The sequence below is a fragment of the Serratia sp. TSO36 genome (assembly GCF_057808395.1).
Map to the genome: position 1 here is coordinate 1 of NZ_JBJZOU010000001.1, position 24660 is coordinate 24660.

The window sequence follows — 24660 nt, forward strand, 5'->3', positions numbered from 1 at the left end:
ATCAATCTGGAAGAGGAGTTTTGCGGGTCTGGGGATATACATGCACGGGATTATAACGAGTTACAGCAGCTGAAAAAAGCGCCTTTCTTACAAAGTCTTAGCTCCCGCCGCAGGCGGGCTACTGTTCTTTTTGCAAATGACGGAGGAGCTGCAAAATAGAGGTGCTGGTTTTTTCGTCTAGATTGGCGGTGGGTTCATCTGCCAGAACCAGGGCGGGCTGGTGAACCACCGCTCTGGCAATTGCCAGCCGCTGGCGTTGCCCGCCTGAAAGTTGGCCGGGTAAGGCCGTGGCTTTATCCGCCAGGCCGACGCGTTCCAGCATATCTGCGACTAACCGCCGGCGATGGGCGGGCGGGGCGTGTTGTAATATCAGTGGCAGCTCTATATTTTCATACGCAGTGAGTACCGGGATAAGGTTGAAGTTCTGGAAGATAAAACCGATATGATGAGCCCGGAAGGCGCTGCGCTGGTTGTCATTCAGCTTTCCCATATCCTGACCGGCAACGATCAGTTTGCCGTTGTCCGGGGTATCTATCCCGCCGATTAAATTAAGCAGGGTAGTCTTCCCGCTGCCTGACGTGCCGGATAAAACAGTGAAGCAACGTGGTGAAATATTGATATTAATATCATTCAGCGCGTTAACCCTGATCTGCCCCATCAGATAACGTTTACGGATGTGTTGTATTTCGACAGCCCACATATTTATCCTTTTAAGGTGGGTTAAGGGGTAATGTAAATCCGGAGCAATACTATCAATGGCATGAAAGTATTAGCTGTCGCATTATATTTAATTTAAAATCAAGTCTTCGGCTGTTTTGGTTTTTTATCGGTAAATCATGGCGTTGTGGTTATTTTTTTTGCGTTATTTTATGGATTTTATTTTTACTTTTGAAGTTTAATGTTGTCGATTTTTAAATTGAATTAAATAATATTTAAAAATTAAATTGAGTTAACTTCAACCCAGGGTCTAGGGTAATAATGTATTGTGTTGGTCAGGCTGGTAGCGATAATATTAACCTGGATCAGACGTGGCTGACTTTTCCTGAAGATGGTTGCCGGTATGGTGGTATAACGTCGGTGAGGTTTGGCGGAGCCAATTGTACAGATCCATGTCGCGGTGAAACCCCAGTTTGCGCATCACCCTTATTTTATGCCCGCTGACCGTTTTGGCGCTGAGGCCCAGCCGGCGCGCAATTTGTCCCACCTGCATTTCCTGGCGAGTGTAACGCAGGATCTCCCGTTCGCGGGGAGTGAATACGGGGGACGAACAGGTGCAACCCGTGTGACGGTTCCGTTTCCCGCTCGGATATAACCAAGGGGACTCCAGCGCCGTACTCACTATGCGCAGTACAGATACCCGAGACATAGCGTAACAGATGACGCCGGATTCCTGTGGACATCGTAGGGGCATGGCGAAGCTTGGTCTTTGATCCTTTTCCTGCAGGGTAAAGTACAGGGTTTTCCTGTTGGCGGCGTGTGTTGCGAGGTGACAGAAGCAACTCAAGGCGCCAGCCGGATAGTGGCAGAAAATCAGGTTGGCTTCCTGAGCATCCCGAATATTGACATGCTGCACGTCTACCCCTATGGTGCCAAAGTACAGCGTCAGCAAGGCCTGCAGCCCCAGGCGGAAATAGTTATTTTCCTCGGAAATAGCGATTTTCAGGGTGGTGTTCATCCGCGCACTCCCGATGCCGCGATTCTCTGTTCGTCGTCAGTTGACGGGTTTTTCTGCGCCTGGCTGTTGTCAATGCGCAGCTCGTAAATCATGGTGGCGTTGGGGGGCACTTTGGGTGGGTAACCCGTTTCGCCGTAGGCGAGCGCCGGGGGGACCACCATCGTCAGAGAACCGTGATCGTGCAAGTGACTTATCGCTTCCCGGAATAACGGCGGGTAATCCGAGAGCGGTTGCGACAAGACCTTGCCACTGAGATCCATATCCTGAATCACAGTGCCGTCGGTCAGTTTTTCTTTCACCACCACATCAATGACTGCGTTTTTTGCCAGTTCTCCGCGCCCGGCATAATCCACCCGGTACCAGAAGCCCAGCCCAGACTGCTTCACCCCTTTCTGTTTACGGAAGGCAGTCAGGTAGTTGTTATCGCGTTGTTGTTGCTCGCTGACCCGTTTTTCTCGCGCTTGACTGGCGGTGGCATCTGCCTGCTCTGTCAGTTTGCTCAGTTCCGCCTGCGGCAACAGCAGCCGGCCCGAGACGCTGTCAATAACGCCGGCCAGCAGGCTGTCGCGCTCGACAGAGACCCCCCAACTTTTCCGCTCATTGATCATGTCCTGAATATCATGACCCAGCGCACTGCCCGCTGCGTACGACAGACGGCGCTGTTTATCGGCCAGCTGTTCCGGGGTCAGCACCCACCGCTGCTGTTGCCGCAATACCGCCAGTTCGCTTTGCGCCGTTTGCAGCGTTTTTTGTTGCTCTGCAAATTTTTGTTCTCCTTCCTGTAACGCTCTGTGCAGATCTCCCTGTGCTTTGTCGCTCTGTTGCTGTTGTTGCTTCAGGGCCGCCTGTGCCGTTTTCATTTCGGCACGGAATGCCTCCGACTGGTTGCCGGCAAGCTTTTCTGCTTTTTTTGCCTGAGAGACACTCGTTTCCGCCTGCGCCAACAGGGCGCGGGTATGCGCCTCATCAGGGGTTCCGCGCCATGCCTTGCCGAGATCCGCAAGCCATGTTTGCAGCAGCGTCGTGTCCGGCAATGCTGGTTTAGCCACCTCGGGCGGCGGTGATTTTTGCGCTTTCAACGCCGCAATTTCCTGCCTCAGAGAGGCCAACTCTCTGCTCTGGCGAGCCAACTGCTGCTCCCGCTCTCGCAGGTCATTTCGCAGGGTGAAGGTTCTGGTGGACCATGACCGTTCATCATGGCCACGTTGTTGTTGGCGGGGCGTCGCCGTTGGTTTTCCTGCTCCTTCCCCGCTTTTTCCTGCTTTGCGCTCGGGCGTACCGTCCGTTTTCCGGGCGGGGGCTGCGTCACTCTGAGCCTGCCCCTGGTACTGTTCAGCAAACTGCAACAGGGCGGGCACGCCATCATCGGCCTGTGCGAGACCGGAAAGCAGCAGAGTTGCACAACATCCGTTCAGGAATTGTCGCCGCAGATTCATTTAACCTTCTCCCCCTGTGCCGCCAGCCCGGCCAGTACCGACTGATTCACGCCGGCGCACAGATAGCTGACTTTATAACGGTATAAGGCATCGACCGTATCTTGTGTGTCACTGTTAACCCGGGAACGCAGCCGGGAGTAAGCCGATGCACCACTCATCAGGCTGTCAAAGCCCTGCTTATAGTGCTCATACTGCTTCTGGTCGATGTTGCGCAGGGCGCTTAACTGTTCCTGGCACAATTTAAGCCGCTCGGCTTCGTATTGTTTGCGTTGCGCTTCTGGCGACAGGCCCTGATCGGCGTGCGGAGCCGGGATGTTCTTCACGGCGCGAACGTTCTGACAGCCGGTTGCCCCGACAAGCAGAAGACACAATATTCCGTAACGGATGGTGCGATGGGGGAAAGTGGACATCATCGTTTCTATTTTTACCTTAATGAACCTGTTCGTCAGCCTGACTGAACAGGGAGTGAATATAAGAAATTAGCCCTCAAGCGGTAGAGGAGATCATCCTGGCTTGTATGGTTTTCTTTCCCCTCTGGGGGGAGCCAGATACCAGCGCAAAGAGTTGTTGATAGGGTGTTCACTGACAATAACCAGCTTCATATCTGCCAATGTCAGCAATAGCGTTCGCGCTTTATAAATACTGATGTTGTGCATGTCAGCAATTTGCCGCGTTGTCGGCCATTCTGTGGCCGGAGGTAAATTATAACTTCCAAGTTTTAGAGTGAAATCAGATAATGTCTTTAATATGCCAAAATATAAGGGGGGTTGCCGGGAATGTGCTGAGGAAGAATACGTTTTCATCCTGTGTAGTCCTCGTGATTCTTGGTATTGTTTCAATAGTGGAAAAGTGTGTTTTCCTTTTCTTTCTTTGACAAATGGTAATTGAGATGCCCAAAGGTAAAACACCCGGTTGGATTCGTTAATTATATCGGCTTTTTTCTTTTTTACGACCCTGAATTTCCGTTGGTAGGGCTTTGTCGATACAATGCATCGGTAATTCTTGTTTGTTTCTTTTTTTGTTCTGTCGCAACCCTGGTTGTACGTGTTATTGCCATTAAATACTTTGTTTTTGTTTTGATATTTGGTTTTGGGGTTTTCTATTTCAATTATTTTTGTAAGGATTAGTCGGGCCGGGCAAGGTTCTGCCCAGTTTGATTTTTTGTTCTCCACATTGTATTGGCGGGTTCTTTACTGAATTTGTTTGGGATACTGTCTTGTAAATTACGTGGTGGATTACTTTCTAATTTAAAAAACAAGTTTTTCTACTATCGAAAATAGGGGAGTTAATGTCATGTCCATGAAAATAAATAAAGTCGTTCTTGCCACCCTGGTGGCGTTGGGAATGTCGGCTTCTGCTGCGAATGCGCAGTCTAATGTTAATCAGGGGAGCGGTTCCGTGAAGTTCGTGGGGGCGGTTATTGATGCGCCTTGCTCAATTAAGGCAGAGGACGTCAATCAGGTCATTCCATTGGGGCAGATTTCAACCGCCGCGCTTAAAAAGGCCGGTGGCACAGAGGGAACAAGGTTCAGCATTAGACTCGAGCAGTGTGATACCACCACGTTGAAGACGGTGACCACCACGTTTACCGGCTCAGCGGATAAGACCAATCCGAAACATCTGGGTGTTCTGGGTTCCGCCGGCGGTGTCAACATTGCGTTGATGGGGAGTAATGATGAAGAGTTCGAGCTGGGCAAGAAGACACCGGCTCAGACGCTGCAAGATGGTGATAATACGCTGCAATTTGCGGCCAAATTGTTAAAAGCCAGCGATACAGCCACCGTTGTTCCAGGGAGTTTCACGGCAGTCACCAACTTTACCTTGTCCTACGAGTAACGACTTACCCGAGATGAGATCTTTTGCGTGCAGGCAAATCTGCATGCAAAAGATCGGATGTGGTAATGGTCGGGAGGACACGTGAAAAATAAACTTTCTGTCGTAGGGCTTTGTCTGGTTTCCTCCGTGGTATTGCCCGCTCAGGCCGTTTCATTTTCAGAAGGCCATGGCACGGTGAGCATGCTGGGTTCGGTTATTGCCACTGCCTGCGCCATCGATGTGGATAGCATGGCGCAAACCATCGATATGGGCGTGGTGCCGCTAGCCGATATTATGCGCGATGGTCAGGGGAGCGGTAAGCCCTTTTCAATCAAATTAGTGGATTGTTCCTACGAGCATCCGGGGCATCAGGACTGGCGCCAGTTTCAGGTGACATTCGATGGCGATCGGGAGGGGCATTTATTTGGCGTCAGTGGCGAAGCATCGGGTGTCGCGTTGCAGATAATCAGTGATGTCGGGCTTCCTGTTTTTCCGGGAAAGGCATTGCCGCCGCAGAATATCGTACCGGGAAATATACATCTGAATTACACCATGAAATTGGTAGCGAACAGTCGTGCCCTGAGAACGGGAGATTATTATTCAGCCATACGCTTTAAGCTGGATTACTTCTGAATATTCTCATTGACCTGATATGACGATTATTAAAAAGGTAAAGGTATGGGACATTCTCCTGTTGGTCATATGACTCGCGTTGGTATTTTGTGGGTCTGCATTTCTTTGGCACTGGGGTCACCGTTCACACTGGTTTATGCGGCAGAGGATATTCAGTTTAATACGGATGTGCTAGATGTTCATGACCGGGATAATATCGACCTCAGCCAGTTCTCGCATGGCGGTTATATCATGCCGGGCATTTACGGCATGGTGGTGCATGTCAATAAAAACGATCTGCCGGAGCAGTCTATCCCTTTTTATGCTGGCGGTAACGGTAATAAAGGCAGCCGCGCCTGCATCAGCAAAAGCCTGGCAGGGCAGTTGGGGTTTAAATCCCAGACGCTCAGCGCATTGACCTGGTGGCACCGCGGGGAGTGTCTGGATGAAAGCAGCGTGCAGGGGATGGAGGTTCGGGGTGACCTGTCCACGGCATCGCTTTACCTGAGTATCCCCCAGGCATCTCTGGAATATACCGCTGAGAACTGGGACCCGCCGTCACGCTGGGATAACGGGATCCCCGGTCTGTTGTTCGATTATAACGTCAATGCTCGTTCGCAAAAACAACAGCAGCGTGGAGCGGGCGGTTATCAGTTGAGTGGTAACGGTACGGCAGGCGTCAACATGGGGGCCTGGCGACTTCGTGCCGACTGGCAGGGGAATCTCGACCATCAGACCGGGTCGGGGAAATCCACCAACCAGCGGCTGGACTGGAGCCGCTATTACGCTTATCGGGCTATCCCCGCTTTGCGTTCAAAGCTGACCATGGGAGAGAGTTATCTCGATTCCGGCATGTTCGACAGCTTCCGTTTTGCCGGTGCCACGCTGGTGTCGGATGACGCGATGCTGCCGCCGAATCTGCGCGGTTACGCGCCGGAAGTGGTGGGGGTGGCCCGAACCAACGCTCGTGTGGTGATCAGTCAGCAGGGCCGGGTGTTGTATGAAACCACCGTGGCGCAGGGGCCATTCCGTATTCAGGACATCAACGATGCGGTCAGCGGCGAGCTGAATGTGCGGGTTGAAGAACAGGATGGCAGTGTGCAGGAGTTCACCATGAACACCTCGAACATCCCTTATTTGACGCGCCCGGGCTCGGTCAGGTTCAAGCTGGCGGCCGGTAAACCCTCGGATTACAGCCATCATTCGCGGGGGCCGTTGTTTGGTACCGGTGAGTTTTCCTGGGGGGTCAGCAACGGTTGGTCATTATACGGCGGCGCGCTGGTCGGCGGGGATTACAACGCCCTGTCGCTGGGTATCGGTCGCGACCTGATGTTACTGGGCGCGCTGTCATTTGATGTCACTCAGTCGCGGGCCCGGATGCAGCAGGAAGGCGGCACGCTCAGCGGTGGGTCATACCGGCTGAGTTACTCGAAGAATTTTGATGAATATGACAGTCAGGTGACGTTTGCGGGATACCGATTCTCGGAGCAGGACTTCATGAGCATGAGTGAGTTCCTTGATGCCCGTTATTACGGCTACCGGACCGGCAACAACAAAGAAATGTACACCGTGTCCTTCAATAAGCATTTCCGTGACTGGGGACTCAGCACGTATCTCAACTACAGCCACCAAACGTACTGGGACCGGCCGGCGAATGACCGCTACAACCTGATGGTGTCCCGTTATTTCGATGTGGGGCGTTTTCGTAGCGTCAGCCTCTCGTTATCGGCGTACCGGAATAAGTTCAACAACATGCGCGATGACGGCGGCTGGTTGTCCCTCTCTGTGCCGTGGAGCGACGGCGCAACGGTCAGTTATAACGCCTCGGCCAATCGGAATGATGTCACTCAGCAGGTGGGGTATTACAGCCGGATTAATGACCGGGATAACTATCAGCTGAACGTGGGGGGCTCGCGTCGTGGGGCAGACGTGTCCGGTTATTACGATCATGACGGCGATATTGCCAGGGTAAGCGCCAATGCCAGCTATCAGGCCGGACGATACAGCGCTCTGGGTCTCTCCGCGCAAGGGGGGATGACAATGACCGCTAATGGCGGCGCTCTGCACCGGGCCGGTATGCCGGGCGGCACCCGCATGCTGATTGATACCGGGGGGGTGCCGAATGTGCCGGTACGGGGTTACGGCAACACCAGCAAGACCAACGCATGGGGTAAGGCGGTGATCGGTGACGTCAACAGTTACTACCGCAATAAGGCCAGCATTGACCTGGATAACCTGGGGGATAACGCGGAAGCCACGAAATCGGTGGTGCAGGCGACCCTGACCGAAGGTGCGATTGGTTACCGTAAGTTCGGCGTGATTGCCGGCGAGAAAGCGATGGCCATTATCAAGTTGGCGGATGGCAGTGAGCCGCCGTTCGGTGCGACGGTGATGAATGCTCGTAAGCAAGAAACCGGGCTCCTGAATGATGGCGGCAGCGTGTATCTGAGTGGTATCCAGGCCGGCGAACGCATGACGGTTCACTGGAGTGGGCGGGCGCAGTGCGAGGTCCGGCTGCCGGCCCCGTTACCGGCAGAGATGTTGATGAATACGCTGTTGCTGCCCTGCCATGCCCTGAACGTGGGCGAGAACGATGAGCCAGCGCGGTAGTGCAGAGAATCATTTACAGAATGAATAACACCGGACCGGTACAGATCCGGAAACGAAAGAATACGAAAGAGAGAGTCAGGTGATGAAACAACACGAATATGACGCAATCGCCATGCCGGCGATTTCACTGAAGGCCGTGGTGACCGGACTGGTTCTGACCAGTGGGTTGGTGGCCTGGCAGAGCCAGGCCGCGATAGCGCTGGATCGAACCCGGGTGGTGTTTGACGGCGCCCAGAAGTCGGTGAGTCTGAATATCAGCAACCAGAACAAGCAATTGCCCTATCTGGCGCAGGGGTGGCTTGAAGATGAGCAAGGCAACAAAATTCAGAGCCCCCTCACGGTGTTGCCGCCGGTGCAGCGTATCGAACCGGGCAAGGCCAGCCAGATAAAAATTCAGGCGCTGCCGGCGGCGAAGCTGTTACACCAGGATCGTGAAACGGTGTACTACTTCAACCTGCGAGAAATTCCGCCGAAAAGCACCAAACCTAACACGCTGCAGATAGCCCTGCAGACACGCATCAAACTGTTTTACCGCCCGGCGGCTATCGGAACAATGGACAAAAGCGGTCCGGCGCCGCAGGAGCAACTGACCCTGACCCGTCAGGGGGGGAAATATGTGGTCAATAATCCCACGCCGTACTATGTCACCCTGGTGGATGCCGCTGTGAAGAAAGGGGTGGAGGGGGTGAAGGGATTTGAGCCCATGATGCTGCCGCCAAAAGGGAACCTGCCGTTGACGGTCAGCGCTGCCAGCGTGGGGAATAGCCCGGTTCTGACCTACATCAATGACTACGGTGGCCGGCCGCAGCTGACCTTCCGTTGTGCCGGGATGACATGTGTGGTGATACCGGAAAAGACAGGCAACTAGCCGTCATGGCCTCCGCCACAGAGGGGACCGGAAACCGGGACAGGAGAAAGCGAATGGCGAAAATAACACACACCCTGCGCGCATGCCTCAGGGTGCGGAAAGTGGGGGAGCATTACGGTGCCATCACCGGGCTGATGTTCATGACGACGTTATTTATGGGAGGGGTTCTGTTTCTGGCCTTTCCGGTGGTCGCGACGGATAACTGGGAGGTGCAAGGCGCCAATGGTGCGCTGTATGTCCACGGCGCGCTGACCGCGAGCGCCTGCCGCCTGGAAATGGGCAGTGCGCGGCAGGATGTGGCGCTCGGGGAAATAGGTACGGGGCGTCTGCAAGGGCTCGGCGACCGGGGGCGTCCCGTGTGGTTTGAGCTGCGGCTGGAAGATTGTTTGCGCAGTCCGGCAGGCACCCGTGACGAGCGTACCGGCGGGCTGACCTGGGCGCACGACCAGCCTGCGGTGACCGTCAGTTTTCAGGCGCCACGGGATGCCGACAACCCGCAGTTGCTGAAAGCGCAGGGGGTCTCCGGCCTCGGTCTGAGGCTGGCGGACAGTACGGGGCGGGATGTCCAGCCGGGTGAGCGGGGAGCGGCGCTGTTGCTGGCTCCGGGGCAGAACACGCTGAGTTATACCGTCACCCCCGAACGCACACCGGCAGATCTGGTGGCGGGCAGTTACCGGGCAGTGGTGGATTTTCATCTGGACTATGAGTGAGGTGAAGCCTGTGGGCAACGTACTGATGAAACTGAAGGCGCATTATTTGCTGGCCGGGGTGCTGGGGGCGGTGCCGTTGATGGCGCCCGCGGTCACGAACGTAACCGTCAAAGTGAACGTGGTGGCGCCGACGTGCAGCCTCAATGGCGGCAAACCTATCGTCATTGACTTCGGGGATGTTCTGACCACGCAGATCGATGGCAAAAATTACCGGCAACCGGTGTATTACAACCCGGAATGTGAAAAGGGCGTCAGTACGGCGATGAAGCTGCAGATAGAGGGAACCCCTTCGGCCTTCGATAATCAGCTTCTGCAGACGAACGTGGGAGGGTTGGGGATTGAAGTGCTGAAGGAGAGCTCCCGGCTGCCGGTCAATAACTGGCTGAACTTTACGTACTCTTCCCCCCCTAATTTGTATGTGGTTCCGGTGAAACAGGCTGGTGTGACACTACCCGGCGGGAAATTCAGCGCCACGGCGTTGCTGCAAGTGGATTACCAGTAAACGGGAGCAACGAATGAAGAAACTGATGATGATTCCCCTACTGCTGTCGGGTTACATGTCATCGCTGTGGGCCGCGGGGCAAGCAGATATGACGATGAGCGGAACCCTGATTGCGCCACCGCCTTGCACCATCAATGAGGGAAAACAGGTGGATGTGGACTTTGGCGACCGTGTTGGGATTAAAAAGGTGGACGGGACGAATTACCGGCAGCGCGTGAACTACCAGATCGCCTGTGAAAGGGGGGGCGACGCTGGCTGGGCGCTCAAGCTCAGCTTGAACGGGACGGCGGCAGGCTTTGATGCGAAAGCCCTGAAGACCAGTAAGGATGGCCTGGGTATCCGGATATACCAGAATGACAAGCCGTTTGTGCCGGACAGCACGCTGGCGATTAGTCTGAACAGCCCGCCTGTATTGGAGGCGGTGCCGGTGAAGCAAGCCGGCGCCACGCTGGAAAAAGGCGGGTTTGAGGCCTGGGCCACCCTGCAGGCAGAGTATCAGTGAGGAGTCGGTCATGAAACACCCTGAGGAAAAAAACGGGCGGCAGCGGCGGAGGTGTCCCGGCGTAAGAACGTGGTTGCTGGCGCCGACGCTCATTGCCCTGCTGTCGGGGCATGCGTTGGCGGCGGGCGGGAACAATAACCTGCATCTGCACGGCACGCTGGTGGCGGAGCCGTGCGTTATCCCGCCGGGAGAGGATGAAATTCCGTTGGATTTTGGCGTTATCGTGGATAAGTACCTGTATATCAACACCCGTACGCACAGCCAGCGTTTTTCCATTCATCTGGCGGATTGTGACCTGTCGCTGGGTTCGACGGTCACGACGCGTTTTATCGGAACGGAGAGTGCCGCTCTGCCAGGATTACTGGCAGTAGGTTCTGGCAGCGGCATCGCTATCGGGTTGGAAACCCCGGAGGTCAAACCTGTTCCGCTGAATAAGGCCAGCGATCGTTTTCCGCTGCGGTCAGGGGATAACTACGTACCGTTTCAAGCGTATGTGCAGGCGGAGCCGCAAGCGATAACGGGCCACAGCATAAAGCGAGGGGAGTTTAGCGCTACGGCAACCTTTGGGCTGGAATATGAATAGGGGAGGGACAGTATTTTTTACCGGGATAAAGGCGATAAGCGTATTTTTGACAGCGTATTGTGGCGTAGTGTCCACAGGGCGTCTGCTTCGGCAGATACTACGGTTGAACTTTATGGTACAGCGGCCTTCACGATACCTCATCACCGAGCGAACGGAAGCCTTGTCTGTGTGGCATACCGGATAGCATAAATCGTTCAAAAAACAGAACCGAAACCATCAGGCACGTCGGGCGCTCATCAAGCCAGCACCACGCTGACTGTTAACTATCCGTAGCTCTGTTAGTGCTATTCATCATTGGGTGCGATAGGGTTTGTATTTTCATCGAGTAAGGTAAGGTACGTATGAGATCTCTTTTGTTTTGTTTTTTAGTGAGTGTTGGTTCTTATTGTGCAGCGAGTCAGTATCCAGTAACTCGTATTGATAAATCTCAAAGTGGTGGAGGGATTTATATGATTTACGTGTCAAGCCGACTCGTTGATATTGGCTCTGCAGCAGATTTTATCCCGCCATTCGGGAAATATATTGTGTATGGGTATGCACATAAGGTGAGTGGTGAATACAAATTTAAAACTGTGCCGCAAAATTTTATTGTGCAAATAAAATCAGGTGAAACCATCGGACATGCGGCAAAACGTGCATATGACCAATTTAAAAACTATCAATCATTTATGACAAATGTTCCCCCGAATAGAGCCTGCCCTGCATTCGGTGTTGCCGATCAAGCCGGAGGTAATCAATATTTGCCATGGGGCTCTGTTTATATCCCGGCAGGCGCTTGTGATTCCCCTCCTCCCCCCCCTGAGTGGTGTAGTATCGCCACCAACGAGATAAATATTGATCATGGTACAATCAACCTTGGTAGCGGTATGAACCAGGTAAGTAAAAATTTTGTTGTTAGATGCAGTTCTCCTATGTCTGTACAGCTTAGCCTTAGTCAGGAAACGGTAACTCTTGCGCCAGGGGTGCAAAGCAAACTTTCGTTTCCTGGTACGGATCATGGTCGATTGGCAACGCACGCAGGGGATAATCAGGCCAGTATACGTAGTGAATTGCATATTGATAGTGGGGCTAAACCGGGAAATTATAGTGGGTCCTCTATTCTGAGCGTGAACTATTATTAATGATGAATAAACACCCTTCTGATTAAACAAATATGGGTTGTTTAATACGCTCTGGTTTTTATGAATAAGTCTTGGATTATGAGTTTTATTGAAGTATCTCCTCAGGGATTGTTTTTGAGTGCTCAGCGTGGAAAGTATGAAATATATTACCCTGCCGCCTATTTGGTGGCGGTGTACATCATATAACCTTGACCGATCGGGTAACTGCGTTATATCGTCAATTGGCTAAATGCAAATATTTTGACGAGGAGTATAAAACGTTACGGTGGTGCTGGTGGTTTTTTAACTCCCGGATAGGAAATGGTGAGTTTTATTTAAGTTAAATAACCTGAGTTCATTTTTTAATGCGCTCTAAATAAAAACATGTGAGGGCATGGATGCCAAGATATGAAACCAGATAATGTTATCTTTTTGGTGCAGTGTAGGTAGATTGTCAATGTTTCTGGCTACATTTATTTTTAACTGGCTAAGCGGGTCGGTTGTTTTAGACTGTAAAGTTGGCTTGAGATGATCTCGCATTTTTATGGGCGACGGTGTGCGAGAAAGAAGATATATTTTATGTGAAAAACATCCCGGATCGGCAGATATTTCTTGCAATCAAATAGAGTAAGGTCTTTTTCTAATGGTTTATTCTTAAATTTTATTTATTCTAGCATGTTGATATTTTTTGTTTTTTTTGTTCTTTATTGATCTACGTCAAGTTTTTAAGCCGAACGGAATGAGGGAAATTTCCATTTTGTTGATATTAGCTTGCCGATTTTATTGTTTACAGGGTCTGATTTTATGTTAAGGATGTTACGTGAGTCACAAGCTGAAAAGTATGAATTTTTCCTGAATGCTGAGGGGAAAGTGACGACGTATGTCCTGCTTTGTCGTTTTTTATATTTTGGGTTAGCTAGGAATAAACTATATTAATAACCAGGAAAGGATGAGTTATGCATTTTAAGAACAATAGGATAATGAAAGATTGGGTGGTGTTTATCACTGTCGTAGAGGAGCGTAGTTTTACACTGGCTGCAAAAAAACTTCACTTTAGTGTGGCATCGGTCAGTAAATCCATCTCCAGACTGGAAAGTACCCTTGAAGTTGTTCTGCTGAGTCGAAATGCGCATAAGGTTGAAATCACCGCGGCGGGAGACATCGCGTTTAATCGAGCGAAGTCAATCCTGCAGATGTACCATGAATTATTTTCTGAAATAAGCAATCGTGATAACAGAATCAAGGGAAAACTGCGATTTTCTGCCCCATCCATTCTCTGTGAACTGACAGCCAGTCACTGGGTGTATGATTACATGCGTGAAAACAAAGATGTTGAGCTTCGGTTGTTGTCGCGCGACCGGAGTGAGCTTACCGTTATTTCACCCGAATTCGATGACCTGGTTCTGAAAAGTGGCATTCTGGATTCCGCCGATTTGGTACATCATGGTTTAGGCGCCATGGGCTTTAACATGTGTGCGAGCCCGGAATACCTGGCGCGCCATGGTGCAATCAATACACCACAGGATTTAGCTGAACACTGGATTATGAAAGTCGAACACCCTTTTTTGAGTTATCCGCTCACCTTGTCAAAGGAAGGGGAGTCCTTCGAGCTCAATATAGAAAATGACACCAGCCTGACGTCAAATAATATCCCCAGCCTGCTGAAGATGACGCTGGAAGGTGCAGGTGTTTGCCTGGCTTTGCCTGACTGGGTCGCCTCTAAATATGTCAAAAGTAATGAACTTGTTGTTGTTCTCCCAGAGTGGAAATTCCCGAGGCTGCAGATTTATCTTGTCTGGCGCTACCGGGAACACTATTCGCGTTTGTTCAGTGATTTTAGACGGTATATTGAGGTGAGGTGGAAAGAGCTTATGGAGAATGGATTAGGTTAGTTTTTCTTAAATGAGATAAACACAAATGGGGGTTGTTTATTTTTTGTCGTTGGTACTTCAATCGAGTGTTTGAACGATAAAATAACTAAAAACACGCTATTATCTATGTATTGAGATGTCTCATTATGGGACTCTTGGCACCTTGAACATCACCCGTTGAGTAAATGGAGGGTATTAATAATAATTTGCATACTCCTGCGGGGAGAATATAGACTACGCGCTCTGGTATCGGGGGGGATTAAACGAACAACATACCCGTGTGTTTTCAGTTTGTTGACCTGGAGTACAGGATGAGGCGATGGCGCAAAGGCGTTGGGTATTGGCTGGTGTTTTGTTTGCTCTATTTTGTTCTCGCCATGTTTAGTCTTGAAACCCGCGATCCCTGGAGCCTGTCCAGTTCAGTCTGGTTACCGGCCGGGCTGGTGCTCGGCGCATTATGCACTTACCCGCGCATATACTGGCCGCTTTGGGGCGTCAGCGCCGGCTTGCTGCATATCTTTGTCAGCCTGCTGTATGGGCGATCTTTAGATGTGGCGTTGATTTTCGCGTTAGTTGACCTCGCGGTGCTTTTTCCTCTGGCGAAGATGTGGCGCAGCGTGCACCGCTATCTCGGGCATGACACCTGGCGTACGGAAACGCTGTTATTATTGTTGGGCGTCTATATGGTCAGTATCACCGGGGGGGTGGTCAGCGTATTCATTCTGATGCTGCTGGATTATCCGGTGGTATTCACTCATTTTTTCACCTGGTCTTTGTCGAACGCCACCGGTTGTCTGGCAGGGGCGCCTTTCTTTATTTTTCGTCGTTTTCTCAAGGAGGCGGATCCTACGGTCTCATGGCGAGCGCTGGTGGTGTTATTGGGCGTTTCGGCCATCTTCCTGTTGCCCCCGGCGCTGATTCATCACGCTTTGCTGGCTCAGACTCTGCTCTATTTAGCGATGGGCGGATCCTTGATATTGGCAATGTTGTGGCCTTTGCGTATCCTGACCGTTTATTTTTTGTATCTGACATTGCTGGTCAGTCTGGCGACGTTATCGGATTATGGCCCGTTGGCGATGGACGAATCTCTGGGGATGCAGGTCTCTCAGCTCTATTTGCTGGTTGTCATCAGCCTGAGCCTGATCCTGGCGATGCGCGAAAAAGAAAACACCCTGAGCCACGAGAAACAGGAACAACAGGCGCTGTTGTTGCGTAACCTACTTGAAAAACAACAGCCCGTTTTTTTGCAGTTCTCTTCCGATATGGCGCAGTTGGACTGGTCCGGAAATCAAACGGTTTTCGGCATACCGTCTCAGGAACTCTCCACTTTGCTTTTGCTTCAGGCCAGAATTCATCCGGAGGATCGCGACGCTTTTAGACAGTTCATCTCAGTGACGCCGGATAACAGTGAGACGGTCCGGCAGTGTTCCTTCCGCCTGTTGCTTCCCGATAAGCAGTACCACAGAGTGCGTTGCCATAGTGTGACGTATCGTCTTCAACCTGGAGCCGTTGCTGCTATGGTACTTTATACTTAATTCTATTCTCTTAAAGGGAGCTCGCTATGCAACAACGGATCGTGATTGCCGACGATCACCCGGTCTTCCTGATCGGCCTGCGCGCCGTGATTGCTTCTGCTTTCAACGAGCGCTTTATCGTCAGTGATGAAGCTACGAATGTAGACCAATTGCTTAGGGCATTAGAAAAGGCGTTGCCAGACGTTCTGCTCACGGACTTTAACATGCCAGGGCAACATCAATCTGATGGGTTGCGCTTAATTGACACGCTGCGACGTAAATATCCCGCCTTGCCTATTGTGGTGGTTACTGTGCTGGCCAATCCGGGGGTGATTAATTCGATACTGGCTGCGGGCGTCTATGCGGTCATCAATAAACAAAGTCTGACGGCGGAATTGACGCTGTGTCTGGAAAGTTTGTTGCGGGGGCGTCGCTATATCACTCCGGTAGCGGCAGGGGGCTCGGCAGACATGAGTCCGCGTGAACTGGAAGTGGTGCGTCTGCTGGCTCAGGGAAAGAGTGTGAATGACATTGCCGCGATGCTGAGCCGGACTAAACAGACGATCAGCGCACAGAAAAAAAGCGCGATGAATAAAATCGGTGTCAGTTCAACGGCGGAGCTTCTGGAATATCTGCACAGCGTGGGTCTGTAAAGGATGAGGCGTTTACTCCTGCTTAGCCTGTTGTTGCCCATACTGGTGAAGGCCGCGGATAATATAGAGGTTGGCTTGCTCGATGATCGCGCACCCTACAGTGATTTTACTGTCTGGCAGCGTGCAAACGGCGCCCTGCCAGAGTTACTGGATTTGCTGTCAACACCGGGGGAAACGTCGTTTACGCCTAAAGCGGCGGCTGACTTAGCGCAACTCACGGGTATGCTCAAACAGCGCGGCGTCACTATGGCGTTACCCCCCCCATTCAGTATTCCCCCTCCGGGGATACTGGTTTCGCACCCCTTATTGCAGCAGCACTGGGCGTTGATTTCTCGCAGCAATCATCTTCCCGTCCATATTAATCATGTGCTGAACCTGAATCTGCAACGTATTTTGTTGCTGCGCAACAGCCCCGTTGGGCCGAAAATTACCGCGGCCTGGCCCGGTGTTGTGCTGGAAGAAGGCATGGGGTTGAGTGAGGCATTAAAACTATTAAATGCCGGGGCTGCGGATGGGTTGGTTTGCGATGCCGCTTTGGCCGATATGCTCATGCATAACCTGTATCCGGGGCAATTAAGCAGTGAAATACTGCCTGAGATCAGCAGCAGCCAAACTCTCTGGCTGCTTCCCGGTCAGGAAGACTTGCTCAGACATGTCAATGAACGTATTGATGCCCTCCCGCCTGGAACCGCGTCGTCCATTATCACGCGCTGGTTGTTAAACGCTGCGCTCAACGATATGCACCCCAGTCCGGAATCAAATGATGGCTTTTTTGATTCTTTTGTGGCGGTGAGTAGTGTTATATCGCTATTTCTTATTGCGTTTCTGCTTTCTGAAATCTTGCGTCGCCGCCGCGCGGAACGGGGGTTGCAGGATGCCCTGACATACTGGCAAACCTTGTTGAACAGTGTTCCTACGCCACTTCTGGTGTGCGATCCCGTGGGGGAAATAACGCACTGTAATCAGACCTTGCTGGCATTACTGCAACTGACGACTGAGCAGGTGATCGGCGTGACGCTGGATCAATTCCTGAGACATAATCCGATGGTGCCGCCCCTTGAGCATCAGGAGTGGGTCACGGCCATCAGTACGCTTCACCCGCAATTTTCCGACCGCACTCTCTGTATACAGGGTGAGGCGCGTGAAATTATGCAGTGGCTGGTCGTCTATTGCGACAGCCGCCGTGTCCCACAGGGTTTGCTGATCGGTTGGTATGACATCAGTGAACGTAAGCGACTGGAGCGCAAACTGGCGATTACCTCACAGGAGGCGGTGAACGCCAGCCGGGAAAAAAGTGATTTTCTGGCCCGCATGAGCCATGAGATCCGTTCCCCGATGAACGCCATCCTTGGCGTTCTGGAACTGGAGCAGCAAAAACACGCCGGCGCGGATTCCGCACTGAATATTGCCTATGCGGCGTCGCGCCAACTGCTGCAAATCGTGGGTGGGGTGCTGGATATCTCCAAAATTGAAGCGGGGGAAATCAAGCTTCAGTTGCAAACCGGCGCGTTGTACCCGCTCGTAACGCAAATTGTGAATACCTATACTGCCCTAGCCGCGCAGAAAGGCTTGAAACTTGAAAGTGACCTGGAGGCCAGCCGTGGACGGCTTTACCGCATGGATGGCGCCAAACTGAGCCAGGTATTGAGTAACTTGCTGAGTAACGCCATCAAGTACACCGAACGGGGATTTGTTCGCCTTAAGGTGGCTTGTGAACCCGCAGCTCATGGAAAAGAGCGTCTGACCTTCCAGGTAGAGGACAGTGGGCTGGGGATTGCAAAGGACATGCAGGAAAGGATTTTACAGCCATACGTCCAACTGGATCCCAACTTTCCCGCCAGCAGCGGGCTTGGACTGGCCATTTGCGCACAGCTACTGAAACTGATGGGCAGCAGCTTGCATATCCGGTCCTCCCCCGGAAACGGTTCCGGCTTTACCTTTTCTCTACAGCTGGAGAGGGTCGAAGAACGCACCGCTGTCGTGAGCTCCCAGAACCCGGCAAGTGTGGGACATTCTTTGCAGATCCTGGTCGTCGATGATCAACCGGCAAATCTTGTGGTGATGAAACTGCAACTGGAAACGCTGGGCCATCAGGTCATGACGTGTGATGACGGTAAACAGGCAGAGCGGCTTCTTGCCCGGCAGACGTTTGACCTGGTATTGACTGACTGCCAGATGCCGGTGATGACGGGGTATGAACTCGCCACACGACAACGGCGGCGGGAAAGTGCGGAAGGGGGTTATCAGGTGATTGTTGGCTGTACGGCCAATGCGTTTAGTGACGAAAAACTCCGCTGCCTGGAGGCGGGTCTGGATGCGGTGCTGATCAAGCCCCTGACGTTGCAGGATTTACGTCAGATGTTGTCAGATCAAGGGTTGGTGCGCCTGAATATGGCTGAAATTCAGGCAATGGCGGCGGGGCAACCCCAGATTATCGCTTCACTCGTTGATGAACTGCAGCGAGGAAGCGAACAGGATCGCCAACGGCTGTTGGACATGACTCCCGAGCAGCCTGAGCAGTACGGTGCCGTGCTGCACCGGCAAAAAGGCAGTTTTGCCTTAGCGGGCTTTCAGGTGGGGGTAAATCTGTGCCGGCAGATGGAGCTTGCGCTCAGGGAGGAAGATTCAGTGGTATTTCCTGTGTATCGCTTGCAACTCAACGCATTGATCTTACGATTTATTGCATTGCTTTCATCCCAGAGGAATGTGCCGTAAAAAGTAAAGGCCCAGCGTGGCCGAAATGAGATAAGGGCCGAAGGGGAACCTCTCCGCCCTTTTTTTATGCAAGAAAAACACGGTGATAACGATGGCCGAGAGCGAGGCCAGCAGCATAACCTGCGTTAACGATTCCCAACCAAGCCAGGCCCCCACGCCAGCAAACAGTTTCATATCGCCCATCCCCATCCCTGCATGGCGGTGGCGCCAGGTATACAGCTGGTTCAGCATCCAGGGGAGGCCGAATCCGCAAGCGGAAGCGAAGCAGGCTTCGGGCAAACAGATGCGTCCGTCGCCCGATGCGGCCAGAGCGAAGGCAATCAGCAGCAAAGGGTATGTTAAGCGGTCAGGTAATAACAACCACGTCAAGTCAATAAAGAACAGTGGGATCAATAAGCTCAGGATTATTAAATCAGCCGCGCTTTGCGGCGTTATTCCATGCAGCTCAATGATGAGAGGAAACAGGGCCGCACTCAGGCATTCAACCAGAAAATAGCGTACAGGGATGGCGCGCCGGCAGTCTGCGCAATGTCCTCTCAACCACAGCCAGCCGAGCAGGGGGATATTATGGCGAGCCTTGATTTTCTTTTTGCATGCCGGGCAGTGGGACCCGGGCCAGCATAAGGTTAAGGGTTCACCGGCCAGGGTACGTGGCAGACGGTAGATAACCACATTTAGAAAGCTGCCGATGATGGCGCCGAACAGGGCAAAAAAGACACTTTCCGTCATTTTCCCTTCCTCGCCCCCGGGCTTTGACAGGCTGACGGCAGAGGCGCCGTTGTATCCGATTTCACCGTAAAGATCCATTCCGAATAGCTGCTCGCTTTTTTAAAACGCGCGCTGTCGAGGTTGGCGTCAAACCCTTCTTTACGAAGCGGCCGGCCGTAACCCAGGCTATTGACGCCAATCCAGCGGCCTTGAGGATCATAGCGCATTCCCCACTGAGGGCTGCCGGTGAGGGGATCGGGAAATTCGCGGCGAAGATGATAGCGTATTTTGAGGCCTCGCCGATCCTCAAGCAGTTGTGAAAAATGGGTGGGATAGCACCCATTGCCATAGGGGGCGCTCTGATAAAGGCTAATGGCCCGCCGAATTTGCTCTCCGCGAAATAGCAACTCCTCTTCTTGCTGTTGACGGTGTCGGATCTGTTCACCTTCCCGGCTTTTTAACAACATGAAGGAAAGAAGAGTTAATGCCAGCAGAACAAACAAATAGGTAAACCCGCCCTGATTGTTACCAGCCATTGTCGTTTATCCCGTTATTTGCAGCAGGGAGCGTAATATCGATAATCCGCCCCTGTTCGTCGGTCACTATTTGCCAGTTATCCCGGCTCTGGCTGAAAGGATCTAAGGGTAGCCGGCGTAAATAACCGGCTTGCACGAGGTCATCCAAACTTTCAGGCCCGATGAAACGGTCTCGTCGGAAGGCATCCAGCGCTGAGTGCAGGGCATTCAGGTTGTGTTCCTGAACGATGTGTTTTGCACGCACCGTCTGGCTGAAGAAACGCGGTGTAACCAGCGTCATCAACGTGGCGATGATGGCCATCACCACCAGTAGCTCTATCAGGGTGAAGCCATTTTCACCATTGCGCATAGGGGACTCCGTTTAACCCAATGGCATGGCTGCTGGAACGCACATCAAACACATCTTTTCCCCCGCTAAAATCATCTGGGGGTTGGCTTGAGCTGCGGGTACGCCAGGTTTCCGCACTGGGAAGCCCTTCGCTATCGCTAAAAGGATCGCGTGGGAGCCGGCGTAAAAAATAGAGGCGCGTTTTGTTTTGCGATGTCTTATCCACTACGCCTTTCACGAGGACATCCAACGTGGCCGGATAGGTGGATCCACCCGACTCATGATCTATACGCCCGTCCTGTACGGCCTGAGAATAGCGGTCCAGCGCGCTGCGGATCTGACGCAGCGATTCCCGTAACTGATATTCATCCTGATGCTGCTTCTGGTGTTGTGCCAGAGGGATGGCGGCGGCGGCCAGTGACGCCAGGATCGCCAGCGTCACCATCATTTCAATCAAGGTAAATCCCTGCTGTTTGCTCATGGAGGCGCCTTAGAATTTCATCAGTTGCTGACGGCCGAGCGGCACAGGTAAGGCTGTATCCTTCGCGGGAAATTGTGCCGGAGGTGCCAGTGATGGCGCATCAAACGTGTCGTTGCTCGTCTCCGTTTTCGGGCCCCTTAACGGGAAATCGCTGTCGCCTTCCATCTCTTCCGTTCCCATATCGATGGTGCTGACATGGCTGCCCGGGAGATCGATATTACGCTCAATCATCGGGGTAATGAGCAAGACCACCTCGGTGCGTTCGCTGTCTTTCTCATGGCTGCCAAACAAATGGCCGATACCGGGAAGATCGCTCAAAAAAGGAATGCCGGAATGCCCGCTCTGGTCGTTCATTTTGATCAGGCCCGCCAACATTTGTGTTTCACCGTTTTGGCTGCTGAGCACTGTATTGGCTTCCCGGTTATTGGTGCGGTAGTAATTCACGCCATCTTTAGAGCGCTCCGCCCCTCCTTGAGAGCTAAGCTGGAATTTGACATCCATTGAAATCATGCCGTCCACGCTAATATCCGGCATCACTTCCAGCTTCAACCCCACATCCTGATATTCCACTTTTTCCTGAGAAATACCGTCGGACACTGAACTGGTCAGGACGGGAATGCGTTCACCAATATCCACAACCGCTTTTTTATTGTTTTTTACCCGAATGCGTGGGTTGGCCAGAACTTTAGCATTCGTACGGACTTTCTGCAGATCGGCATTGATCCCTTGTGAACTGCCCAGATTGACAAACATATTGCCGGCATTAAACGCATTCATGGCGATATTTTCGCTCTTACCCTCTATGCCGCTAAACCCCACGCCAATTTTGCCCGGGTAGTTCACGCCTAATTTCTCAATATCTTTCGAATAGACTTCCAATACCTCGACAGCCAGAGTGACTTCAGCCTCCGGGCGATCCAACGTCATGAGCAGCCGCTCCGCTTTTTCAACGCTTTGCTTTGTGCCGCGAATAGTGACCGAGTTCGTCCTTTCATCGATATGTATATCACGCAGCTTCACCAGGTTACGTAATGCCGGGTTAGTCTCTTTTGCCCGTGCATAACCCAAAAATATGGTTTTCATGACCACATCACGATACAACTTTTCTTTTTTCGGGGAAGCCGGGTAAATCAGGATGGTATTGCCATCGAGAATTTTTTTTCGCAGCTGGTTAGAGAGCAAAAGCAAATTCAAGGCATCTTCAGCTGTCGTATTCCTCGCCGCCAGGCTGGCGGTCAGGCTTTTTGGCACATCTTTATCGTAAATAATGTTCACCCCAGTCAATTGGCTGATGGTGTCGAAAATAGACATTAAGCTATGATGGCGGAAGTTCAACGAGACAGGTTTCCGCAGATCTCGTTTTAACTTCATTTCCGGCTGATTTTGCACGGATATTTCGCGCAACAGATGATCTTGCATCACCCTGGCCTGGGGCCAGTTTGGCTCTTCCTCCAGGATCTGGCGGATTTTGTAGAGCGCCTGTTCCGGATCATCAGAATGCAGCTCCATTGCCTGCTGGTATAGTTTATACATCGCGCGGGCACTATCAATTCGACTTAGGCCCTGATGCGCTTTCTGATTGCCAGGTTGATAAACCAGGACATCGTGCCATAACAAAGAGGCCTGATTATATTTATTATTCGTGACGGCGCGTTCGGCTTCTTGCAAATAACCACTGACAAGTTGCTCCGTCACTTGCAATTGCCGGGTGCGCAATGAGACGTCATCTGGGGTCTGTATGCGAGCCTGATCAATTGCTTTGAGCGACGCGATTAACGCTTCACGGGTGGCTGGTGCCGTTGTTTTTTGTGGTTCATGCTGCTGCTGGGTACAGCCAGCCAGCATTGAACACACGAGTGTTAACGTTACAGTGATGGTTTTCATATTATCGTGCCGGTTGAGAGATTAAGTCGTCAAGTTCGATTCGCTTCGTCATGTGTTCCGGCTGAGACTCCACGACCAGGTGATCGTCGGCCAGAGCAACGAGTTTCCATGCCGGGAGGAGTTTTTCACCTGGGCGGATATAACCTGTACGTTGACAGTGTTTGCAAAGCAAATAATGGTGTTCCAGGCCGCCCAGAATGACGATCCTTTGGTCGTTTTCCCACCAGGCCCCCACCACCTGCAGCGGGAAAACCGGTTCCTTCTTTTGCGCCGGTTGCGGCGCTTGACCGGAGGCGCCGCTCTTTTTCGGGGGGCGAGGGATCGGGAAAAGTTCAACGATCTCCTCTTCTTCAGCGCCGACTGAACGGGGAGGCGTGGCTTCGGTTTGCTGACGTGGCGGCGCGGAAGATGTCCATTCAGACTCTTCATGTCCAGCGAATTGAACCCAGAGTACCAGGCCGAGCGTGATGGTCAGTAACACAATGAGGTAACGAGGGAGTTTCAAAATTCCCCCCTGCGCAGTACCAGTTGCAGGGCGATCGACAGAGTGCCGCTATCCGGATCGGGTCGGCTCATCTGCAGGGTTTCCACATTAACCGGTAATGCACGAGAAATATCGCGCAACGCCTGCGCCAAAGACAACCACTGGCCCTGCAATGGGATAATTAAGGTGAGTGTGCTGGCGTCCTTTTCTTCTGCAGGCATAAATTGATAATTACTGCTCTCAACATGCAGGTGATATTTATGAAAAGTATCGAACAGCATTTTTATCTGCTCATACTCCGTCACGCTTAATTCCGATTCCAACTCGTTGTTTTTTTCTGCTAACAAGGGCTGCGGTGAATTTAACTGATGTTGCATGGCATCAATCGAGGTTTTCAGCCGTTGGCTTTGCGGCTGGCATACCATTAGCCAATAAAGTAACACCGCCACGGGCAGTAAACAGAAAACGAGCGGCCACCGCCCTGTTTTTTCTAAGAGAGACGTCCATTCCCAATGTAAGGCGCGTGATGATGGGAGATTTAATTTACTCACTCTCTACCTCCGCGGATAAGTGAATGTCCATGGTGGCCCGGATGGACCATATCTGCATGTTGTTTTTCTCTCTGTGGTGCTTCTGTAACTCCACCTGTAACGGGATACGTTGCACTCGGGAAATAAAATCAAGAAGCGCGGGCAATGACTTTGCCGCAACGTCCAACCGGACGCGCTGTTTCTTAAAATTGACGTCCAGTCTTAACAGAGTAACGTCGTCATTTAACGCACGTCCTATTGGGAATAGGCTGTGTATTGAGGCCGGAGCCGTGTGTGTGATTGCATTCTGCTGCTGCAGTTTTTCTTTAATTGCACGTTCGGCACGTTGATGCACAAATAATTTGTGCTGTGTCTGTTCGTATATGTCGGTCAGAGATTGTATTTCCAGCTGACTTTGTCGGGTGATGATTAAAAGCGGTAAACATAACAAGAACACTATCATCGATATTCGACATGCCCAGGGAGGTAATGTGCCTAATGTTAAATCCATCGGTCTCCGCCTTTGCAATAAAAACGTTGTAT

26 protein-coding genes are annotated in these 24660 nt (G+C 52.0%); 13 read left to right on the top strand and 13 right to left on the bottom strand.

Going from position 1 to position 24660, the window contains the following annotated elements:
- Nucleotides 1–118 precede the first annotated feature (118 nt).
- The 5 genes from ACK3CV_RS00005 to ACK3CV_RS00025 all read right to left on the bottom strand — a co-directional run bounded on the left by ACK3CV_RS00005 (nucleotide 119) and on the right by ACK3CV_RS00025 (nucleotide 4283).
- Entirely contained in the window at nucleotides 119–700 is a 582-nt protein-coding gene (locus tag ACK3CV_RS00005; protein ID WP_489009747.1) for an ABC transporter ATP-binding protein, read from the bottom strand.
- 312 nt (nucleotides 701–1012) lie between these two features.
- The gene (locus ACK3CV_RS00010; protein ID WP_489009748.1) at nucleotides 1013–1675 is read right to left on the bottom strand and encodes a helix-turn-helix transcriptional regulator; all 663 of its coding nucleotides are present in this window, start codon (nucleotides 1673–1675) and stop codon (nucleotides 1013–1015) included.
- Entirely contained in the window at nucleotides 1672–3111 is a 1440-nt protein-coding gene (locus ACK3CV_RS00015) for an FKBP-type peptidyl-prolyl cis-trans isomerase N-terminal domain-containing protein (protein ID WP_489009749.1), read from the bottom strand. Before ACK3CV_RS00015 ends, ACK3CV_RS00010 begins: the two co-directional genes overlap by 4 nt.
- The gene (locus ACK3CV_RS00020) at nucleotides 3108–3521 is read right to left on the bottom strand and encodes a hypothetical protein (RefSeq protein ID WP_489009750.1); all 414 of its coding nucleotides are present in this window, start codon (nucleotides 3519–3521) and stop codon (nucleotides 3108–3110) included. Before ACK3CV_RS00020 ends, ACK3CV_RS00015 begins: the two co-directional genes overlap by 4 nt.
- Nucleotides 3522–3614: 93 nt before the next feature.
- Nucleotides 3615–4283, bottom strand: a complete 669-nt coding sequence (locus tag ACK3CV_RS00025; RefSeq protein ID WP_489009751.1) for a hypothetical protein — start codon at nucleotides 4281–4283, stop codon at nucleotides 3615–3617.
- Nucleotides 4284–4404: 121 nt separating this feature from the next.
- On the opposite strand from ACK3CV_RS00025, the gene ACK3CV_RS00030 reads away from it, so the two are divergent.
- The 13 genes from ACK3CV_RS00030 (at nucleotide 4405) to ACK3CV_RS00090 (ending at nucleotide 19166) form a co-directional block, all read left to right on the top strand.
- Nucleotides 4405–4947 (top strand): fimbrial protein, encoded by a 543-nt coding sequence (locus ACK3CV_RS00030; RefSeq protein WP_489009752.1) that lies wholly within the window; start codon nucleotides 4405–4407, stop codon nucleotides 4945–4947.
- An 81-nt stretch (nucleotides 4948–5028) separates the two neighbouring features.
- A complete protein-coding gene (locus ACK3CV_RS00035) occupies nucleotides 5029–5559 on the top strand; it encodes a fimbrial protein (RefSeq protein WP_489009753.1) in 531 nt (176 codons plus the stop codon).
- A 45-nt stretch (nucleotides 5560–5604) separates the two neighbouring features.
- Nucleotides 5605–8148 (top strand): outer membrane usher protein, encoded by a 2544-nt coding sequence (locus tag ACK3CV_RS00040; protein WP_489009754.1) that lies wholly within the window; start codon nucleotides 5605–5607, stop codon nucleotides 8146–8148.
- 112 nt (nucleotides 8149–8260) lie between these two features.
- Nucleotides 8261–9016: a fimbria/pilus periplasmic chaperone gene (locus ACK3CV_RS00045; RefSeq protein WP_489009786.1), complete on the top strand. Its 756-nt coding sequence runs from the start codon at nucleotides 8261–8263 to the stop codon at nucleotides 9014–9016.
- Between the two features lie 140 nt (nucleotides 9017–9156).
- Nucleotides 9157–9726, top strand: a complete 570-nt coding sequence (locus ACK3CV_RS00050) for a fimbrial protein (RefSeq protein WP_489009787.1) — start codon at nucleotides 9157–9159, stop codon at nucleotides 9724–9726.
- 10 nt (nucleotides 9727–9736) lie between these two features.
- Complete coding sequence (locus tag ACK3CV_RS00055; RefSeq protein WP_489009755.1) at nucleotides 9737–10228, top strand: fimbrial protein; 492 nt, start codon at nucleotides 9737–9739, stop codon at nucleotides 10226–10228.
- A 13-nt stretch (nucleotides 10229–10241) separates the two neighbouring features.
- Nucleotides 10242–10730, top strand: coding sequence for a fimbrial protein (locus ACK3CV_RS00060; RefSeq protein WP_489009756.1), 489 nt, complete (start codon nucleotides 10242–10244; stop codon nucleotides 10728–10730).
- 10 nt (nucleotides 10731–10740) lie between these two features.
- Complete coding sequence (locus ACK3CV_RS00065; RefSeq protein WP_489009757.1) at nucleotides 10741–11313, top strand: fimbrial protein; 573 nt, start codon at nucleotides 10741–10743, stop codon at nucleotides 11311–11313.
- A 341-nt stretch (nucleotides 11314–11654) separates the two neighbouring features.
- On the top strand, nucleotides 11655–12434 hold the full coding sequence (locus ACK3CV_RS00070) for an MrpH family fimbial adhesin (RefSeq protein ID WP_489009758.1): 780 nt from the start codon (nucleotides 11655–11657) through the stop codon (nucleotides 12432–12434).
- 935 nt (nucleotides 12435–13369) lie between these two features.
- Nucleotides 13370–14305 (top strand): LysR family transcriptional regulator, encoded by a 936-nt coding sequence (locus tag ACK3CV_RS00075; protein WP_489009759.1) that lies wholly within the window; start codon nucleotides 13370–13372, stop codon nucleotides 14303–14305.
- A 290-nt stretch (nucleotides 14306–14595) separates the two neighbouring features.
- On the top strand, nucleotides 14596–15819 hold the full coding sequence (locus ACK3CV_RS00080; RefSeq protein ID WP_489009760.1) for an MASE1 domain-containing protein: 1224 nt from the start codon (nucleotides 14596–14598) through the stop codon (nucleotides 15817–15819).
- A 26-nt stretch (nucleotides 15820–15845) separates the two neighbouring features.
- A complete protein-coding gene (locus ACK3CV_RS00085) occupies nucleotides 15846–16451 on the top strand; it encodes a response regulator (RefSeq protein ID WP_489009761.1) in 606 nt (201 codons plus the stop codon).
- Between the two features lie 75 nt (nucleotides 16452–16526).
- The gene (locus tag ACK3CV_RS00090) at nucleotides 16527–19166 is read left to right on the top strand and encodes a response regulator (RefSeq protein ID WP_489009762.1); all 2640 of its coding nucleotides are present in this window, start codon (nucleotides 16527–16529) and stop codon (nucleotides 19164–19166) included.
- Here ACK3CV_RS00090 and ACK3CV_RS00095 read toward each other — a convergent pair.
- Genes ACK3CV_RS00095 through ACK3CV_RS00130 form a run of 8 tightly spaced genes read right to left on the bottom strand, consistent with a single transcriptional unit; the run spans nucleotide 19143 to nucleotide 24628 of the window.
- Complete coding sequence (locus tag ACK3CV_RS00095; protein WP_489009763.1) at nucleotides 19143–19895, bottom strand: prepilin peptidase; 753 nt, start codon at nucleotides 19893–19895, stop codon at nucleotides 19143–19145. The two genes, ACK3CV_RS00090 and ACK3CV_RS00095, sit on opposite strands and share 24 nt — an antisense overlap.
- The gene (locus tag ACK3CV_RS00100; RefSeq protein ID WP_489009764.1) at nucleotides 19892–20410 is read right to left on the bottom strand and encodes a hypothetical protein; all 519 of its coding nucleotides are present in this window, start codon (nucleotides 20408–20410) and stop codon (nucleotides 19892–19894) included. The genes ACK3CV_RS00095 and ACK3CV_RS00100 overlap by 4 nt, the downstream gene beginning before the upstream one ends.
- Complete coding sequence (locus ACK3CV_RS00105) at nucleotides 20400–20759, bottom strand: type II secretion system protein (RefSeq protein WP_489009765.1); 360 nt, start codon at nucleotides 20757–20759, stop codon at nucleotides 20400–20402. Before ACK3CV_RS00105 ends, ACK3CV_RS00100 begins: the two co-directional genes overlap by 11 nt.
- Nucleotides 20746–21219, bottom strand: coding sequence for a type II secretion system protein (locus ACK3CV_RS00110; protein ID WP_489009766.1), 474 nt, complete (start codon nucleotides 21217–21219; stop codon nucleotides 20746–20748). The genes ACK3CV_RS00105 and ACK3CV_RS00110 overlap by 14 nt, the downstream gene beginning before the upstream one ends.
- Before the next feature lie 9 nt (nucleotides 21220–21228).
- Nucleotides 21229–23103, bottom strand: coding sequence for a secretin and TonB N-terminal domain-containing protein (locus ACK3CV_RS00115; RefSeq protein ID WP_489009767.1), 1875 nt, complete (start codon nucleotides 23101–23103; stop codon nucleotides 21229–21231).
- A 1-nt stretch (nucleotide 23104) separates the two neighbouring features.
- Nucleotides 23105–23608 carry a hypothetical protein gene (locus ACK3CV_RS00120; protein ID WP_489009768.1) on the bottom strand — a complete coding sequence of 168 codons (504 nt, stop codon included), beginning with the start codon at nucleotides 23606–23608 and terminating at the stop codon, nucleotides 23105–23107.
- Nucleotides 23605–24138 carry a hypothetical protein gene (locus tag ACK3CV_RS00125; protein ID WP_489009769.1) on the bottom strand — a complete coding sequence of 178 codons (534 nt, stop codon included), beginning with the start codon at nucleotides 24136–24138 and terminating at the stop codon, nucleotides 23605–23607. Before ACK3CV_RS00125 ends, ACK3CV_RS00120 begins: the two co-directional genes overlap by 4 nt.
- On the bottom strand, nucleotides 24131–24628 hold the full coding sequence (locus ACK3CV_RS00130) for a hypothetical protein (RefSeq protein WP_489009770.1): 498 nt from the start codon (nucleotides 24626–24628) through the stop codon (nucleotides 24131–24133). Before ACK3CV_RS00130 ends, ACK3CV_RS00125 begins: the two co-directional genes overlap by 8 nt.
- Nucleotides 24629–24660: the final 32 nt, after the last annotated feature.